The following is a 17,703-nucleotide window of genomic DNA, read 5'->3' as shown; positions in this document are numbered from 1 at the left end:
GGGGGTTTTTTAAGTATATTAATCAGTTAAGTTATCTTCTGTTTCTGGGTCAAAGAAGTGAGATTTAGACATTTCAAATGCTAAAGTTAATACTTCATTTGGTTGGTGTTCAGAGCGAGCATCAACACGAGCTACGAATTCGTGTGTACCAACGCGGCTATGAAGCATGAATTCAGCACCAGTAAGCTCGGCAACAATAGTAGTCGCTTTGAAAGTGTAACCTGGGTTTGCTTCAATAACGATTGGTTCATCATGAATATCTTCTGGACGAATACCGAAAACGATTTCTTTACCGTCAAATCCTCTGTCTTTAAGAAGTTTAAGTTTACCTTCTGGAACAGCGATAGTGAAATCATCACCGATAAAGTTAGAACCTTCTAAACGACCTTTGAAGAAGTTCATTGCTGGGCTACCAATAAAGCCGGCTACGAACATATTCACTGGGTGATCGTAAACTTGTTTTGGTGAACCAACTTGTTGGATAACACCGTCTTTCATGATAACGATACGAGTTGCCATTGTCATTGCTTCTGTTTGGTCATGGGTAACGTAAATCATGGTAGTATCTAATTGTTGGTGAAGTTTTGTGATTTCCGCACGCATTTGCACACGTAATTTCGCATCCAAGTTGGAAAGTGGTTCATCCATTAGGAAGACTTTTGCATCACGAACGATTGCACGACCTAGAGCAACACGTTGACGTTGACCACCGGAAAGCGCACTTGGTTTACGTTTTAAGTATTCAGTTAAGCCAAGAATATTTGCTGCATGCTCAACACGTTTTTTAATTTCGTCTTTTGGCATTTTACGAAGTTTTAAACCGAATGCCATATTATCATATACAGTCATATGTGGATATAATGCGTAGTTTTGGAATACCATTGCGATGTCACGGTCTTTTGGCGCAACATTGTTCATTACTTTACCATCAATAGATAATTCGCCTTTTGAAATTTCTTCTAATCCAGCAATCATACGTAAAGTTGTAGATTTACCACAACCAGATGGTCCTACAAAAACGATGAACTCTTTGTCATCGATCTCTAAATTAAAGTCAGATACCGCAGTTACTTTGTTATCGTATATTTTATAAATATGTTCTAATGATAATTGTGCCAACTTACTTCGCCTCTTTCTATTTTTTAACTTGTGTTTATTGTATATGAAAACGCTTTACAAAAACTATGGCAATTTGCACAAAGAAAAAATTCATCTGTTGGGCAACTTGCATAAGTAGCAAAAAAATATAAAGAAGTAAAGTGACAAAAGACCTTTTATGTGAAATATTTTTCATGGCTTTTAATTCTTTAGTCCCAATTCAAAAAAATCCCCAGATATCATTACAAAAAAACTTTATCTTGTGTTATATTATTATAGCAGACACAATATATAGTTAGTGGGGGATTATCATGTACGTGGAACAACTTAATGAACAAATGGTGATAAAAAGGGATGGCCGCAAAGCAAACTTTGATTTAATTAAAATTCGTAATGCCGTTGAAGCATCCATGAAAGCAATTGAATTAGAGGACGAAACTTTTTTAGAAGAGATTTTGCTTGAGGTTGTAAGTGAATTACCTAACAAGACAGATATGACCATCGATGAAATCCAGCAATGCGTCGAAAATACTTTAATGAAATCGACGTATCCTGATGTAGCGAGGGCTTACATAGAGTATCGTCACGACCGGGATCACGAGCGCGAAAACATCACAGATATGCACAAAAGCGTCGAAAAATTACTACAAAAAGACAAAACAGTAGTGAACGAAAATGCAAATAAAGATGCGACTGTTTTCAATACACAACGCGATTTGACAGCAGGAGCCGTAGCAAAAAGCTATGCCTTAAAATACATGCTACCAAAACACGTATCGAACGCTCATTTAAAAGGGGAAATCCATTTTCACGATTTAGACTACAGTCCATACCATGCGATGACAAACTGTTGTTTAATCGACATCGAAGGAATGTTATCAAAAGGATTTACGATTGGTAATGCCAACGTAGAAAGCCCGAAATCAATCCAAACAGCTACAGCACAAATTGCTCAAATCATCGCAAACGTAGCAAGTTCACAGTACGGCGGCTGCTCAGTTGACCGAATTGATGAAGTTTTATCCGTTTACGCGCGCTTAAACTTTGAAAAACACAAAAAAGATGCGGCTGAATGGGTCGTTCCAGAAAAACAAGAAGGTTACGCAGCGGAAAAAACACGCAAAGATATTTACGATGCAATGCAAAGCTTAGAATATGAAATCAATACATTATATACAAGTAACGGCCAAACTCCATTCGTCACACTAGGCTTTGGGCTTGGGGAAGATTGGTTTGCCCGTGAAATTCAAAAAGCAATCTTAAAAGTTCGTATTGGCGGGGTTGGTAAAGATAAACATACTGCCATTTTCCCAAAATTAGTATTTTCGATTCGTCGTGGAACTAATTTAAATGCGGAAGATCCGAACTATGACATCAAGCAATTAGCGCTGGAGTGTTCCTCAAAACGGATGTATCCAGATGTACTTAACTACGATTCACTCGTTCGTTTAACAGGCGATTTCAAAGTACCAATGGGTTGCCGTTCATTTTTACCAGCTTGGAAGAACGAAAACGGGGAACATGTTAACGCGGGACGAAACAATCTTGGGGTTGTAACGCTTAATATTCCGCGAATCGCCATTCAAAGTGGCGGAGACAAAGAACGTTTCTGGGAAATTTTCCACGAACGTATGAAAACCGTCAAAGATGCGCTACTTTTCCGTTTAAATCGTGTTCGTCAAGCTCGTCCAGAAAACGCGCCAATTCTTTATAAATATGGAGCTTTTGGCAAACGACTACAAGACGGTGAAAATGTAGATCAACTGTTCAATAAAGAACGCTCTACGATTTCGATCGGCTATATCGGTCTTTATGAAGCTGCAACTGTATTTTATGGCGGCGAATGGGAAGGCGACAAAGAAGCAAAAAACTTCACGCTCGACATTGTGAAAGAACTAAAAGCCTATGCTGATAATTGGAAAGATGAATATGGCTACTGGTTTAGCGTATATTCTACTCCAAGTGAAAGCTTAACGGACCGTTTCAACCGTTTAGACAAAGAAAAATATGGCGTAATTAAAGACATTACAGATAAAGACTATTATCAAAACTCTTTCCATTACGATGTTCGTAAAAAAATCACACCATTTGAAAAAATCGATTTTGAAAAAGATTATCCAGAATTTTGCTCTGGCGGATTCATTCATTATTGTGAGTATCCAAAAATGGTTCACAATACGAAAGCACTTGAGGCTGTATGGGATTACTCCTATGATCGTGTAGCTTACCTTGGTACAAATACACCAATTGATAAATGTTACGAATGTGATTTTGAAGGTGAATTTGTTCCTACAGAAGAAGGCTTTAAATGCCCAAGCTGTGGAAACACTGATCCTGAAAAAGCAGATGTTGTAAAACGTACTTGTGGTTATTTAGGTAATCCGATGAAACGTCCAATGGTTCATGGACGCCACGTAGAAATTAGCAATCGTGTGAAACATATGGAGAACTTAGGTGAATAATCCAAAACCGTGCGAATGGAAGTCGAATGAATTATCCAGAGGGTATATCGCCGACTATAAAGCATTCAACTTTGTCGACGGGGAGGGCGTCCGGTGCAGTTTATATGTATCTGGATGTCCTTTCCACTGCGAAGGCTGCTACAACAAGGCCGCGCAATCATTTAAATACGGCAAACCTTACACAAAAGAATTAGAAGACGATATTCTAAAAGACATCGGACATGAGAGCGTTCAAGGTCTGACGTTGCTTGGCGGGGAACCATTTTTAAATACCGCCACATGTCTATCTGTCGTGAAACGAATCCGCGCGACATATGGGAAAACGAAAGACATTTGGTCATGGACAGGCTACACTTGGGATGAAATGATGCAAGAAACAACTGACAAACTCGAACTTTTATCCTTAATAGATGTCCTTGTAGATGGCCGCTTTGAACAAAAGCTATTCGATCCAAACTTAGCATTCCGCGGTTCCAGCAACCAACGAATTATTGACGTACAAAAATCACTTGCTGCTGATGAAGTAGTGTTATATGAATTGTGAAAGGAGCCCTCTATCACGGAGGGCTTTTTTAATAAATGTGAACACTTATTTAGGCATAAAATACGCTAAAAAAGCTAGCAATTGACTAATTTTTAACGCAAAGGTTCACAAAAAGCTCACAAAATGAAAACGCATTGATGATATAATGAAAGAAATCGGGTGAATAGTTCGAAAAATTCGAAAACGGTATTGAATAGGCTTAGTTAACATTATTTCTAGAATGGAGAGAATAATATTTTGGAAGATATTAGTTTGAACATACATAACCTACAAAAGAAATACGATGATAAGACTATAATAAATAATTTGAGTATTACAATTAATTTTAATCATAAAATAACTTTAATAACAGGAATGAATGGTTCGGGGAAATCAACATTAGCAAAAATAATAGCGGGAATTATTTTACCTGACGAAGGAACGTTACAGATTTCAAACCATACCAATTTTTCAAAATGGACAAAGAGAACTACGTACTATTTATCAAGTGCAGAACGAGGCATGTTTTATAAATTGAACGGCAGACAAAATATTGAATATTTAACATCATTAAAAGGTACAAATAAAAACGATGTGTTAAAAAAACTATCTAATTACTGTGTGAAATTAAATTGCAAAGATATTTTAGAAATGTCAGCAGAAAAGCTATCTACAGGCCAAAAAAAGAAAGTATTTATCTTGTCTGCGTTATGTTCGAACTGTCAGCTATTATTATTGGATGAACCTACAAACGGGTTGGATGATGAGAGTTTTTATGCATTTATTGAAATTCTGGCTAAATTAAGGCTAGAAAAAAAGATAGTATTAATTTCTCATGATAAAAGATTTTTAGATATGCCGAATATAGAGAGAATAATTTTTGAAAAAAACGGTGAGATTTATTGGGAAGGATGTTAGTATAATGGATTATTTTGGGGCTTGTATAGGAACACTTAAAGCAAATATTCTTATTCTTTTTAAGTACAAGAAAAACCTTGTTTCGGAATTAATAATGTTTACTGGTGTATATCTGGCAATATTAATGTTAAATGATAGCAGTTCAGTAACTAAGTTTTATGGTGCTTCTGCAATTCAGGGGCCTATTCTTTTATTAATTGGATATATGTTTTGGGCATTTTCTGATATGGCATTATCGAGTACGGCCAACTGGATTAGTACGGATGCCAAGATGGGACTGCTGGAACCCAAAGTCCAAAGTATATTACCTTATCCTGTACAATCATTTTTGTTACTTTTAATCAGTATTTTAGAAACGATTATCATTCTTGTGGTAGTTGTCCTTATTTCCATTTTCGCTGACAAAATTAGTTGGTCGCAAGTTCCATTCATTTTTTTATCCGTCATCATCCTTTTGCCGTCTGTTATAGGAATGTTTGGAATGGGTCTGGTATTCGGCGGTTATGCGGTTAAAGAGAAGAGTTTAGGGAATTTCGTAAACTTGTTTGCTGGCGCCTTAATCATTTTTTCCAATACATTTATCGTGGGTCTACCAAAAATCATTTATATCATACCATTTACTTCGGGCGTGGATTTTACGAGCAATCTGTATGTTTCTGGCAAAGCCGATTTAGGTCTCCTAAGCATAAATTTATTTATTAATACAATTTGGCTTATTGTAGGACTGATATTCTTTAATTATTCGTTAAAAAAAGAAAGAACTGTTGGTAGTTTTGATACTTTTTAAAAGATAAATGATCGTTGTTTGTGAGTTTATAAGAAAAACTCCATCTATAACGCAGATGGAGTTTTTATACATCAATTTCTCTTGCTTTTAAATAATCATATACCTCTTTATTCTTAAGAACCCATTCTCTATCGTTTTTCCATATTTTTCCCTGGTCTTTTAAACGCGCTAATTGTTTGTAAAAACTGCTTTTTGAAAGATTACTGTAAGCGGCTATAACACTAGTGCGCATTTCTTTTGGTAAAATGACACTGTCTTTTTCATATGGAGTGCCGTGAAGTTTTCCGATGTTGATAAAAGAAAGCTCTAACTTATCGGAGGAACTCGTTTCGGATGAAAGGCTTTTGAAGAAAGCATGGCGAGCCAAGTCACGCATAATGAAAAATTGAAAACCAAAGTTCTCAGGAAACATTGAGAGAAAATACTCTAAATCTTTAAACGTGTATTTATAAACCGTACAAGTCGATATCGTTTTAAATAAAAAGTCATCTACATTTCCTTGGAATAGACTATAGTAATTGACGAAGGAGCCTTTTCCAAGAATCGTGTAAATACTGTTTGATTCTGGGTTCATAGAAATGGAAACAAATCCGTCGATAATTAAATAGACATGACTATTTCTTTGATCGGCTGTATTAACTAATTCAGTATTTTTTGGAACTTTTAATTTTTCGTAGTTGATGTTACCTTCGTGAGATAACCGAATGAATTCTTTGTGGTTAAATAGTGCATCCATTGTTAGCAGCTCCTTTACTCTTTCGTTAACTATAATACATAATAACAAAATTAACAAAATTTAATCCACATAAATGATACCAAATTGCCACTTTATTGGTGGAAATTTGAAGATTTAATGAGAAATTGTAAAAAAACGCTATTCTGATTTTAGTATAGTTCAGGACGACGGTCGGTAAAAACAGGAATTATCCCTCTAGTTTCAGCGACTAAATTCAAGTCGATTTCAGCATAAATATTGCCTTCCTCTTCGCCACCATGAACAATAACATTTCCTAGTGGATCAATAACGAGCGAATGACCGTTAAAATGATTATTTGGATCATCGCCAACCCGGTTGACAGCAACAACAAAAGCTTGGTTTTCAATCGCACGAGCAATAAGTAGTTGTTCCCATTGTTTAATGCGTTCAGCTGGCCACTGTGCAGAAACAAAAATAACTTCTGAGCCTTCTGAAGTATGTTTGCGAATCCATTCAGGAAATCTAATATCATAACAAATGAACCCTGCGCAAGAAATACCATCTAGTCGAAATAGATTTTTATCATTTCCAGGTTCTAAGTATAAGTGTTCATTCATAAGTTGGAATAAGTGGACCTTTTTATATGAAGAAAGTAGTCCGCCATATTTATCAAAAGCGTACATCGTGTTGGAAAACTTGCTTCCTTCTGAAATAGAAACCGAGCCGCCAATTATAGCGATTTGGTGTTTTTCTGAAAGGCCAGCTAAAAATTCTTTTGTTCTCTCCCCATTTAAATCAGCAACCCCAGCTAATTCATTTAAAGCATAACCTGTATTCCACATTTCTGGTAAAACTGCTATATCGGCCCCATTTTCAGCAGCTTCAACAATTGCTTTTTCAATCCGTGCATAGTTTGCATCTGGATATTTAAAAACTACATCGGTTTGACATAATGCCAACTTCCACATGTTCTTCGCTCCCTTTTTCTTTTAAAAATAACATAAGCTTGGTGGCGAGTCCATACCGGAACACTACGCACCAAGCTCTTAGTAGTAAAATTAATCTTTTTTAAGACGTCTAGATAAGAAATTTCCGAATGATTGTAGTGCTTGTACCATGATAATTAAAATAATGATGGTTGTATACATGACAGTCGGCTCAAAACGCTGGAAACCATATTGATATGCAATCGTTCCAAGTCCGCCAGCCCCAACAAGTCCAGCCATTGCAGTTGCGCCGATAAGACCAATTGTAGCAATCGTTAAACCGAGAACGATACCAGACCGAGCTTCGCGAATAACTACGCTCCAAATGATTTTTGGCGTTGAAATCCCCATTGCTTGGTAGGCTTCAATAACACCACGGTCAACTTCAAGTAGGGCAGACTCCATCAAGCGAGCGATATAAGGTGCGGTGAATACAACAAGTGGCATAATCACACCTTGAATTCCAATTGTAGTACCAACAACAAAACGAGTTACCGGAATCATTAAGAATAATAAAATAATGAAAGGTAACGAACGTAAAATATTAATTACCCAGTTCAAAATACTATATACAACCAGATTTTCTGATTGACCGCCTTTACGCGTTAATGTTAAAAATACGCCAAGTGGCAACCCAATTGCTAGTGAAATTACAAGTGTAATCCCAGTCATTGTAAGAGTTTCTAAAAATCCTTGCCAAAGTATCGGTCCCCATTCTTCAAAAAACAAACTCATAGTAACTCGACCTCCTCAACAACGACTCCAGATTCTTTCAAATAAGCAATAGCTTTACTATATTCGGCTTCGTCCCCTTTTAAATGAACGAGTAGTTTTCCAAGTGTTCCGTTTTTCAAATGATCTATTCCACCAGCTAAAATGCTTGGAAGAACGTCGAATTTGCGTGATACAAGAGCGAGCGCAGGTTCATCAGCCTCATCACCAATAAAATGAAGTGAAACTAATTTTCCGGTCGCGATATATTTTTCAAGCAAATCTTGCGGGATGTCGAAACTAGCTTCCGAGCCAACAAAGCGTTTTGTTGTCGCATGTTTTGCTTTGGTGAAAATATCAAGAACGGTACCTTGCTCTACTAAATGTCCATTTTCCATCACAGCAACCCGGTCACAAATACGTTGAATGACATCAAGTTCATGTGTAATTAAGAAAATCGTAATGCCAAGCTCAGCGTTAATCTTAAGTAACAACTGCAAAATTGCTTCTGTTGTTTCAGGATCCAAAGCACTTGTCGCTTCATCGCTTAAAAGAATTTCTGGTTCATGCGCAAGAGCACGAGCAATCGCAACACGTTGTTTTTGACCGCCAGAAAGCTGACTTGGATAATTGCTTCTTTTATCCTCTAAGCCAACAATCGACAAGTATTTATTTACGCGAATCTCGATTTCGTCTTTTGGAACACCTTCTAATTTTAACGGTTTGGCAATGTTATCATAGACAGTTGCGGTTTTAAGTAAGTTATATCCTTGGAAAATCATACCAATTTTCCGACGAGCGACACGAAGTTCTTTACTTGAGAGGGTAGACAAATTCTTCCCGTCAATTAAAACTTGGCCGGCATCAGGACGTTCAAGCAAGTTGATGCAACGAACGAGCGTACTTTTTCCGGCGCCACTGTAACCAACGACACCGAAAATTTCTCCTTTTTCGACTGTAATAGAAACATTTTTGACGGCTTCTACGGTTTTTCCATTTACATTAAATGACTTTGAAACTTGATGTAATTCGATCAAAATAAAACAACTCCCTAGAATGCAGGTACTACAGACCCATTAAATTCTTTTTCAATAAATGCTTTTACGTCATCAGAATGGTAGTATTTTTCTAATGTTTTAACGACTTCATCATCTTTGTTTTCGCTACGAATAACAAATACGTTTGGATATGGATTGTCTTTTGTTGGTTCATGGTAAATTGCGTCTTTATTAATAGAAAGTCCAGCACCCATTGCGAAGTTAGTATTGATAGCTGCTGCTGCAACTTCATCTAATTGTGCAGGGATTTGAGAAGCTTCAAGTTCAACGATTTCAAGGTCAAGTGGGTTTTCAGCAATGTCTTTTTTTGTTGCTTTTTCTTCCACGCCATCTTTTAATTTAATAATGCCAGCATCTTCAAATAGTTTTAAACCACGGTATTCGTTACTTGGATCGTTTGGAACGGCAATTTTGTCGCCTTTTTTAAGATCTTTTAAGTCTTTAATATCGTTGGAGTAAACACCCATTGGGAATGCTACTGTTTTAAAAGCAACGTCTAATTTGTAGCCTTTATCTTTCTTTTGTTGCTCTAAGAACGGGATTGTTTGGTAGTTATTCGCATCGAGGTCACCGTCGTTTAAAGCTGTATTTGGTGTATTATAATCATCAAAAGTTTTGATTTTGATTTCAAGGCCGTCTTTTTTCGCTAATTTTTGAACTTCTTCAGCGATTTGTTGGTGAGGTCCTGCTGTTGTTCCAATGGTGATTTCTTTTGTGCTTAAGGCTTTATCGTCACTTCCGCCTCCACATGCTGCTAAACCTAGAATAAGGCTTGATGCAAGTAAAATTCCTAACCCTTTTGTTAATTTTCTCATCTTTTTTTCCTCCCTAGTATGTTGATTATTTATCCAGATTTATTCATGAAAGCAATAAAAAAACTTCTCTATTTAGAATAGAGAAGTGGAAAGTCGAACATATCCAGCTCCTCTCATCTACCAAAACGGAATACACCATTTTGCTGGAATTAGCACCTTCACTTTACGCTTAAATAAAGTTAGGTTGCCGGGCTTCATCGGGCCAGTCCCTCTGCCGCTCTCGATAAGAGAAAATATTTTAGAAAAACCTGTTAGTTAAAAATATACGCATTTTAAGATAATTTGTCAATGCTTTTTTAAGTTTAAAAAAAATCATACTGGACAAATACTTCAGAAAACTTTACTATTTTAATCAATGAAACTTGAAAAGGACGGGTGCCAAATGAAAATTTCCAAACGCTTGCAAAATTTACCAGATCAATTTTTTTCTAGCCTTGTAGAAAAAGTGGGAAAGAAAGTGGAAGAAGGTCATGACGTGATTAATCTAGGTCAAGGAAATCCAGACCAGCCAACACCCAAGCATATCGTGGAAGCAATGAAAACAGCTTCAGAAAATCCAATCAATCATAAATATTCGTTGTTTCGTGGAAAACAGGAACTTAAACAAGCCGCGGCTGATTTTTATGCGCGTGAATATAATGTAACCATCGATCCAAATACAGAAGTAGCCATTTTATTTGGGACGAAAACAGGGCTTGTTGAACTGCCAATGTGTTTAATGGATCCAGGTGACGTAATGCTTTTACCAGATCCGGGCTACCCAGATTATTTATCAGGAGCCGTTTTAGGAGAAGTTCAGTTCGAAACAATGCCACTTATTGCTGAAAATAACTTTTTACCAGATTTTAATAAAATTCCTGAAGAAATTGCGAAAAAAGCGGAGTTGATGTATTTAAATTATCCAAATAACCCCACTGGCGCGGTTGCTACGACTCACTTTTTTGAAGAAACGGTTGCTTTTGCTAAAGAAAACAATATCACGATTGCACATGATTTTGCTTATGGTGGTATTGGTTTTGATGGGAAGAAACCGATTAGCTTTTTAGAAACTCCAGGAGCAAAAGAGATTGGAATCGAACTTTATACGCTTTCGAAAACATACAATATGGCTGGCTGGCGCGTAGGATTTGCTGTTGGGAATAAAGACGTTGTCGAAGCAATCAACCTCATTCAAGATCATATGTATGTAAGTTTATTCCCAGGTATTCAAGATGCTGCAATTGAGGCGCTCACAGGCGATCAAACTTGTGTACAAGAATTAAATGCTCGTTATGAAAGCCGTAGAAATGCATTTATAGCTGCTTGTGATAAAATTGGTTGGGAAGCAATTGCTCCAGCGGGCTCTTTTTTTGCATGGATGCCCGTTCCAAAAGAGTTTACAAGTAGTGAATTCGCGGATTACTTATTAAATGAGGTTAGTGTAGCTGTTGCTGACGGAAGTGGTTTCGGAACTTTCGGTGAGGGTTATGTACGCGTAGGACTTTTAATGGATGAAAAACGATTAGAAGAGGCAGTGGCGCGAATTTCCAAGCTACATTTATTTGATAAAGTGGCACAAAATTAAGAGATTATGTGATTTTAAGAGAAAATAGCTTGTAATAATTCAGATAATTAACTGTATGTGTTATAATTGATTAGTAAGTCTATTCTTAGCATGTTGTTTTATGAAGACAGGCCGGAATTTAAAGTATTTAGTGAGATTTTTTTGCATTAAATAAAAAGTATCTGTCCCGGTTAAAGCCGGCGAAATCCAGGAATGAGAGGACTGTAAAAAAATGGCAGAAAAGAAAATTCTTGTAGTAGATGACGAAAAACCGATTGCGGATATAGTTAAGTTTAATCTAAATAAAGAAGGCTTTGATGTATATTGCGCCTATGATGGCGATGAAGCGTTAGAACTTGTAGAAGAAGTTCAGCCAGATTTGATTTTACTGGACATTATGCTTCCAGGTCGTGATGGTATTGAGGTATGTCGTGAAGTACGTAAGAAGTATGATATGCCAATAATTATGGTAACTGCAAAAGATTCCGAAATTGATAAAGTTATCGGACTTGAACTTGGTGCCGATGATTACGTTACGAAACCATTTAGTAACCGCGAATTAATCGCTCGTGTGAAAGCCAACTTGCGCCGTCATAGCCAAGTAAGCTCAAACGCTGCCGAGGAAGAAGAAAACAGTGAATTAGAAATTGGTTCATTAATTATTCATCCAGACGCATATGTTGCTTCAAAACGTGGCGAAACAATCGAACTTACGCATCGTGAATTCGAATTACTTCATTATCTAGCCAAACATATGGGTCAAGTCATGACAAGAGAACATTTACTTCAAACAGTTTGGGGCTATGATTACTTCGGTGATGTTCGTACGGTCGATGTTACTGTTCGACGTCTACGCGAAAAAATTGAAGATAATCCAAGCCATCCAGCGTGGTTAGTTACAAGACGCGGCGTTGGTTATTATTTACGCAATCCAGAACAAGAATAAATAAACAAGAAGTGGTCGCCAAGTAAAAAACTTGGAGGACCACTTTTTTTGGGTATATCCGCATACTTAATAATTATTTTTATAAATAAATTGACCCAAATAACAGGAAAAACAATACGTCTACCCCATAACATATGGTATACTAATTTAAATATATTACCCCGAATAGGAGTAGAAAGACTTATGCATAAAATGAGATTTTTTCAGTCTGTACAATTTAAGTTAGTTATTATGTATTTGCTATTAATTATTGTAGCAATGCAAGTAATCGGCGCGTATTTTGTACGTGAGCTGGAAGGGCAACTGGAGAAGAATTTTCAAGATTCCATCACGAATAGCATCACGTTGCTGGATTATAATGCTAGAGAAGAAATCATAAAAAATAGCGATAACTCAGTGAAGCTACAAAATGATATTCGAGAGCTTTTGGTCGACTATTCGCGTGCAAGCAGCAACATAATCGAAGTAAGAATAGTAGATGACAAAGGCAAAATTCTCGGGACTTCCAATTTAGATAATCAAGGTATCGTTGGGCAAAAAAGTAACGATCCCCTTGTTAAACGAACCTTATCACTCGGAACTACATCTGAGGATAAAATTTATAAAGACGAATCAAATAAAAATAACCGTGTCTGGGTGAACGTATCCTCCATCAAAAATAAAGGACAAGTGATAGGGGCTATTTATCTTGTCGCCGATATTGAAAGTGTATATAAACAAGTGGATGATATTACGAACATTTTCATTACGGGTACTTTGATTGCCATGATCATTACAGCGGTACTTGGAATTTTACTATCCAGAACGATTACGAAGCCAATTATTGAAATGAAACGTCAAGCCTATGCGATGGCGCGAGGAAACTACAGCCGGAAAGTTAAAGTCTATGGCGTGGATGAAATTGGCGAACTAGCTGATTCCTTCAATACACTAACAAAACGTGTTCAAGAAGCACAGGCCATGACAGAAGGAGAACGGCGCAAACTTTCCTCCGTACTTGCCTATATGACCGATGGAGTAATTGCTACAGACCGCCGCGGAAAAGTTATTCTTATTAACACGCCAGCTGAAAAAATGCTACGTGTTAAGCATGAAAGTGCCAATGGTCGATCAATTATTGATGTACTAGATATTGGTGATACCTATCAATTTGAAGATTTAATGGAAGTCGATGGTTCATTAACGATGGACCGTAGCACGCTTGATAAACCATACGTACTGCGCGCTAATTTTTCCGTTATTCAAAGAGAAACTGGATTTAATAATGGCGTTATTGCAGTACTTCACGATATTACCGACCAAGAAAAAGTCGATCAAGAACGCCGCGATTTCGTTTCTAATGTGTCGCATGAATTAAGAACCCCGCTTACAAGTATGCATAGTTACTTAGAGGCTCTAAGTGACGGGGCATGGGAAGATAAAGAAATTGCGCCACGTTTCCTTGAAGTGACTCAAAACGAAACAGAACGAATGATTCGTCTTGTAAATGACCTGCTTAAACTTTCAAGAATGGACGGTGGAAGAGAACAATTAGAAAAAAGCTTCGTGAATTTCACAGACTTCTTCAATCATATTATCGATCGTTTTGAAATGATGAAAAAAGAAACAATCATGTTTAAACGCCACATTCCAAAAGAACCGGTTATCATCGAAATTGATGAAGATAAAGTAATGCAAGTATTAGATAATATTATTTCGAATGCCAATAAATATTCACCGGACGGGGGCCGAATTTCTTTCTACTTGAAAAAATTTGAAGATGAAATTGAAGTTAGTATAGCTGACGAAGGCTTAGGCGTACCAGATGAAGATTTGGCAAATGTATTCGACCGCTTTTTCCGTGTTGATAAAGCTCGCTCGCGGGAAATGGGAGGAACAGGGTTAGGACTAGCGATAGCAAGAGAAGTTATCGAAGCTCATGGTGGCCGAATTTGGGCAGAACGCAACAAGTCCAAAGGTACGATAATTAAATTCACCCTGCCATACAGTGACTTACCGGAGGATGATTGGGAATGATGAAAAAAACAGGATTTCGCTCATTTTTATTAACAGTTCTAGTCGTGCTCAGTATCGTCTTAAGCTACTTTATTTGGAAGGGACAACCTGATTACGAAGCGATTAACGTTAAAGAAGTTGAAAAAACAACCATTGATAAAACCATGACAACATCACAAGTATTTAAACCATATAAATTAGCTGTTAATGCAAATGAAATTAATTACCAAAGCTTAGACTCAGACTTGTTAAATGAGTTAATGGCACAAGGCAAAGCATTTAGTTTCTCAGAAGTAGTTCTTGCCAATAAAAAAAGTAATGAAGAATACGAGAAATTAATCCATAAAAATGGGACGATAGAGATTATTTTCCCTAACAATATTCCATTTTCAATTTTTGCTCAAAATTTCCAAGTGGAAGGAGAAGGGCTAGAATCTGCCTTCTTTAATCGTATTGTATTTGATATAAATAACACGGATACTGGGCTTCATTCCGTTTATTTTGCCAATGATGACCAAGAAAATATTTACCAAAGCTCCTTGCAAAATAAAGATATTGATAAAATTGAAAAAATTGTTAAAAAGAACGAAAGTAAACTCGCGCAAAACGATAAAGTTATTTCCAATAAACGAAATCTGTTCTTAAGCTCCGAAAAAACAAAGCTAAATCGCAAAAAATACATTACGGATTCGCTTGAAATCAATCTATTTACCTCTGCGCTATTTCAAGATTCAGGTACAGTTAAGAGCGAAGGAAATACCTATACGGACGGCTCTAGCGTGATTGAAATGGATACAGAAAATAAGGTTTTAGAATATGTAAATCCTTCTCAAGAGCGCACTAATCCTGAAGATTTAAATAACGTCAAACGAGCTGGATTGATTCAAGATAGTTTCAATTTTGTAAATGATCATGCGGGTTGGACTGGGGATGGCGCTTATTATTTCACCGGTTATGCTGCCGAAAGCGCAACGACCAATTTTAGTTTGTTTATAGATAATTTACAAGTTTATAATGAAGATGGTATGGCTGATATTTCTGTTACAGAAGGCCTCGAAGCAGTTTATAAATACATGCGTCCATTTTTCCGTTTAGACACGGACGTTCCTGGAGAGAAAAAAGAAGTAACTATAGAGTCGTCTTATTCCGTCTACAATGCACTAGTTGAAAATCCTAATGTGAAAGCCGAAGAAATAGAAGATATTGTTCCTGGCTATCACATGAAAAGAAGTGAATCATCTGGTATGAACCGCATTGTTACTTTAGAGCCAACTTGGTTATATAAATATCATGATAAATGGTTCATCTTCCAACCAGAAGCAGAAAAGGCGGGTGAATAAAGATGGATTGGCGTAAAACACAAATGATTTTCATTGTAACGCTCCTCATTTTAAATGTCTTTTTAGCAGTGATTTTCTTTAATAAACAATTATCAGATGATCCAGACACACTAGGAAATGAAACTTTAGAAGAACGATTAAAAGCAGATAATATTTCTCATCCTGATTTATCAAGCAAGCCAACTAGTGGAGCTATCTTCACTACCGAACAAGCCGCTTTTACGACAAAAGATGTTAGTGATTTGACAGGACAAGCAATTACACTCAAAGACAACAATAAACAAATATATTCTGTCCTACAAACACCCATAAAAGCTGGCAAAAAAGGAAACAATCCTGATTTTCAAAAATTCATGGAATCCGATGTGTATCGCGGCGAGTCTTATGAGTTTTGGAACTACGACAAAGATGCGCGAACACTTACTTTCAATCAATTAATCAATAATAATATGGTTCTTTTTGACGAAGCTGGGCAAATTATCTTTTATTTAGATAAAGATGATCGAGTAATTTCTTACGAGCAAACGTGGATGTCAAAACAAGATGATTTAAAAGACAAGACAAACTTAATGTCGTCTACTGATGCGTTAGAAGCTGTTTACCAACACGGTGAGTTAAAACAAGACAGTGACGTTGTTTCTGCGACTTTCGGTTACTATACGACTGTACAATTGCCTTCAGGGAATGTTTATTTCCCAGTTTGGTGTTTTGAAGTGAAACATTCCGGCGAGACTAGTTACGTTCTTGTAAATGCAAAAGATGAACAAGTTATTAACCAATCCGAAAATAAAACAACAACCGAGCCAACCACAGAATTATCCAGTCGTCAAAAAGCAAAATAAAATCAGAGTCAACCTAAATACAATAAAATTTAGGTTGGCTTTTTCAACCGATTGGCATGCAATTTTACCGAATTAGCGTTACAATGGAAGATATATAAGCCTTTAGGGGGATAAAAAAATGTTCGCAAATAAAATTCTAACTGAAAAAGACACGGACCAAATCCGATTTAGTATATTAGCCAGTGGAAGTTCAGGAAATGCAACTCTTGTAGAAACTGGCGACCAAAAAATTCTCATCGACTGTGGTTTAAGCGGCAAGAAAATGGAAGGTTTATTCGCGCAAGTTGGTCGGGATATGAATGATTTAGACGCGATTTTAATTACTCATGAACACTCAGACCATATTAAAGGCCTAGGTGTGCTTGCTCGTAAATATAAACTCCCTATTTATGCTAATGCAAAAACATGGAAAGCAATGGATAATATGATTGGCGAAGTTTCTTCTGAACAGAAGTTTCAATTTGACATGGAAACAGTGAAATCTTTTGGCAGCATGCAAGTAGAATCCTTTGGTGTATCTCATGACGCGATTGAGCCGATGTTTTACATATTTCATAAGGGGAATAAAAAATTTGTAATGATAACCGACACAGGATATGTTAGTGATCGAATGAAAGGGCATATTGCAGGCGCTGATGCATACCTTTTTGAAAGTAATCATGATGTAGAGATGCTTCGAATGGGACGCTATCCTTGGAATGTCAAACGTAGAATTCTTGGCGACGAGGGACACGTAAGTAATGAAGATGCAGCAATAGCAATGAGCGAAGTAATTACAGATCAAACGAAACGAATTTATTTAGGTCATCTTAGTAAAGACAACAATATGAAAGAACTGGCGCGGATGAGCGTAACGCAAACTCTTATTTCAGAAGGAATCGATGTTGGTGGCAAGCTAGAGATTTTTGATACCGATCCTGATAACGCTACGTCTATCTTCACTATCTAAGTTTCACCATTTTTTTAAAGCTTTTTCATTGTT

16 protein-coding genes and 1 riboswitch are annotated in these 17,703 nt (G+C 36.8%); of the genes, 10 read left to right on the top strand and 6 right to left on the bottom strand.

All coding sequences use genetic code 11. The features are described 5' to 3' along the window. Window positions 1-18: 18 nt before the first annotated feature. Window positions 19-1,119, bottom strand: a complete 1,101-nt coding sequence (locus tag AC4PG8_RS06880; protein WP_003770185.1) for an ABC transporter ATP-binding protein — start codon at window positions 1,117-1,119, stop codon at window positions 19-21. A 290-nt stretch (window positions 1,120-1,409) separates the two neighbouring features. On the opposite strand from AC4PG8_RS06880, the gene nrdD reads away from it, so the two are divergent. The 4 genes from nrdD (at window position 1,410) to AC4PG8_RS06860 (ending at window position 5,788) form a co-directional block, all read left to right on the top strand. Next, entirely contained in the window at window positions 1,410-3,560 is a 2,151-nt protein-coding gene (gene nrdD, locus AC4PG8_RS06875) for an anaerobic ribonucleoside-triphosphate reductase (RefSeq protein WP_010990320.1), read from the top strand. Continuing rightward, window positions 3,553-4,104 carry an anaerobic ribonucleoside-triphosphate reductase activating protein gene (nrdG, locus tag AC4PG8_RS06870; RefSeq protein WP_003770189.1) on the top strand — a complete coding sequence of 184 codons (552 nt, stop codon included), beginning with the start codon at window positions 3,553-3,555 and terminating at the stop codon, window positions 4,102-4,104. Before nrdD ends, nrdG begins: the two co-directional genes overlap by 8 nt. Window positions 4,105-4,341: 237 nt before the next feature. Then, entirely contained in the window at window positions 4,342-5,001 is a 660-nt protein-coding gene (locus AC4PG8_RS06865; protein ID WP_185540534.1) for an ATP-binding cassette domain-containing protein, read from the top strand. 4 nt (window positions 5,002-5,005) lie between these two features. Next, the gene (locus AC4PG8_RS06860) at window positions 5,006-5,788 is read left to right on the top strand and encodes an ABC transporter (protein ID WP_185540532.1); all 783 of its coding nucleotides are present in this window, start codon (window positions 5,006-5,008) and stop codon (window positions 5,786-5,788) included. A 64-nt stretch (window positions 5,789-5,852) separates the two neighbouring features. On the opposite strand, the gene AC4PG8_RS06855 is transcribed toward AC4PG8_RS06860, so the two are convergent. The 5 genes from AC4PG8_RS06855 to AC4PG8_RS06835 form a co-directional block, all read right to left on the bottom strand. Further along, window positions 5,853-6,524, bottom strand: a complete 672-nt coding sequence (locus AC4PG8_RS06855) for a Crp/Fnr family transcriptional regulator (protein ID WP_003770192.1) — start codon at window positions 6,522-6,524, stop codon at window positions 5,853-5,855. A gap of 149 nt (window positions 6,525-6,673) precedes the next feature. Further along, window positions 6,674-7,453: a carbon-nitrogen family hydrolase gene (locus AC4PG8_RS06850; protein ID WP_003760181.1), complete on the bottom strand. Its 780-nt coding sequence runs from the start codon at window positions 7,451-7,453 to the stop codon at window positions 6,674-6,676. Between the two features lie 90 nt (window positions 7,454-7,543). Further along, window positions 7,544-8,206: a methionine ABC transporter permease gene (locus tag AC4PG8_RS06845; protein ID WP_003760183.1), complete on the bottom strand. Its 663-nt coding sequence runs from the start codon at window positions 8,204-8,206 to the stop codon at window positions 7,544-7,546. Further along, complete coding sequence (locus AC4PG8_RS06840) at window positions 8,203-9,219, bottom strand: methionine ABC transporter ATP-binding protein (protein ID WP_185500663.1); 1,017 nt, start codon at window positions 9,217-9,219, stop codon at window positions 8,203-8,205. Before AC4PG8_RS06840 ends, AC4PG8_RS06845 begins: the two co-directional genes overlap by 4 nt. Window positions 9,220-9,233: 14 nt before the next feature. Then, window positions 9,234-10,055, bottom strand: a complete 822-nt coding sequence (locus AC4PG8_RS06835; protein ID WP_003770196.1) for a MetQ/NlpA family ABC transporter substrate-binding protein — start codon at window positions 10,053-10,055, stop codon at window positions 9,234-9,236. Window positions 10,056-10,165: 110 nt separating this feature from the next. Next, a riboswitch (SAM riboswitch) is annotated at window positions 10,166-10,285 on the bottom strand. A gap of 152 nt (window positions 10,286-10,437) precedes the next feature. Between AC4PG8_RS06835 and AC4PG8_RS06830 the strand changes: the two genes are divergently transcribed. From AC4PG8_RS06830 to AC4PG8_RS06805, 6 genes are all read left to right on the top strand, one after another. Next, window positions 10,438-11,619 (top strand): pyridoxal phosphate-dependent aminotransferase, encoded by a 1,182-nt coding sequence (locus AC4PG8_RS06830; protein ID WP_185540530.1) that lies wholly within the window; start codon window positions 10,438-10,440, stop codon window positions 11,617-11,619. A 211-nt stretch (window positions 11,620-11,830) separates the two neighbouring features. Next, window positions 11,831-12,544, top strand: coding sequence for a response regulator YycF (yycF, locus tag AC4PG8_RS06825; RefSeq protein WP_003724221.1), 714 nt, complete (start codon window positions 11,831-11,833; stop codon window positions 12,542-12,544). Window positions 12,545-12,727: 183 nt separating this feature from the next. Continuing rightward, window positions 12,728-14,560: a cell wall metabolism sensor histidine kinase WalK gene (gene walK, locus AC4PG8_RS06820; protein WP_003770200.1), complete on the top strand. Its 1,833-nt coding sequence runs from the start codon at window positions 12,728-12,730 to the stop codon at window positions 14,558-14,560. Further along, window positions 14,557-15,879 carry a two-component system activity regulator YycH gene (yycH, locus tag AC4PG8_RS06815; RefSeq protein ID WP_492170190.1) on the top strand — a complete coding sequence of 441 codons (1,323 nt, stop codon included), beginning with the start codon at window positions 14,557-14,559 and terminating at the stop codon, window positions 15,877-15,879. The genes walK and yycH overlap by 4 nt, the downstream gene beginning before the upstream one ends. Before the next feature lie 2 nt (window positions 15,880-15,881). Next, on the top strand, window positions 15,882-16,721 hold the full coding sequence (locus tag AC4PG8_RS06810; RefSeq protein ID WP_003760196.1) for a two-component system regulatory protein YycI: 840 nt from the start codon (window positions 15,882-15,884) through the stop codon (window positions 16,719-16,721). A gap of 118 nt (window positions 16,722-16,839) precedes the next feature. Then, on the top strand, window positions 16,840-17,670 hold the full coding sequence (locus tag AC4PG8_RS06805; RefSeq protein WP_010990327.1) for an MBL fold metallo-hydrolase: 831 nt from the start codon (window positions 16,840-16,842) through the stop codon (window positions 17,668-17,670). Window positions 17,671-17,703: the final 33 nt, after the last annotated feature.

The organism is Listeria sp. MAN/IMW/UF555 (genome assembly GCF_058684075.1).
The sequence above is the reverse complement of the archived record's forward strand: the minus strand, read 5'-3'. Positions and strand labels throughout refer to the sequence as shown.

Coding starts and splice junctions, on each gene's coding strand:
- nrdD (WP_010990320.1), top strand. CDS start 1,410: ATGTACGTGGAACAACTTAATGAACAAATGGTGATAAAAAGGGATGGC.
- AC4PG8_RS06860 (WP_185540532.1), top strand. CDS start 5,006: ATGGATTATTTTGGGGCTTGTATAGGAACACTTAAAGCAAATATTCTT.
- AC4PG8_RS06855 (WP_003770192.1), bottom strand. CDS start 6,524: ATGGATGCACTATTTAACCACAAAGAATTCATTCGGTTATCTCACGAA.
- AC4PG8_RS06850 (WP_003760181.1), bottom strand. CDS start 7,453: ATGTGGAAGTTGGCATTATGTCAAACCGATGTAGTTTTTAAATATCCA.
- AC4PG8_RS06845 (WP_003760183.1), bottom strand. CDS start 8,206: ATGAGTTTGTTTTTTGAAGAATGGGGACCGATACTTTGGCAAGGATTT.
- AC4PG8_RS06835 (WP_003770196.1), bottom strand. CDS start 10,055: ATGAGAAAATTAACAAAAGGGTTAGGAATTTTACTTGCATCAAGCCTT.
- AC4PG8_RS06830 (WP_185540530.1), top strand. CDS start 10,438: ATGAAAATTTCCAAACGCTTGCAAAATTTACCAGATCAATTTTTTTCT.
- yycF (WP_003724221.1), top strand. CDS start 11,831: ATGGCAGAAAAGAAAATTCTTGTAGTAGATGACGAAAAACCGATTGCG.
- walK (WP_003770200.1), top strand. CDS start 12,728: ATGCATAAAATGAGATTTTTTCAGTCTGTACAATTTAAGTTAGTTATT.
- yycH (WP_492170190.1), top strand. CDS start 14,557: ATGATGAAAAAAACAGGATTTCGCTCATTTTTATTAACAGTTCTAGTC.
- AC4PG8_RS06810 (WP_003760196.1), top strand. CDS start 15,882: ATGGATTGGCGTAAAACACAAATGATTTTCATTGTAACGCTCCTCATT.
- AC4PG8_RS06805 (WP_010990327.1), top strand. CDS start 16,840: ATGTTCGCAAATAAAATTCTAACTGAAAAAGACACGGACCAAATCCGA.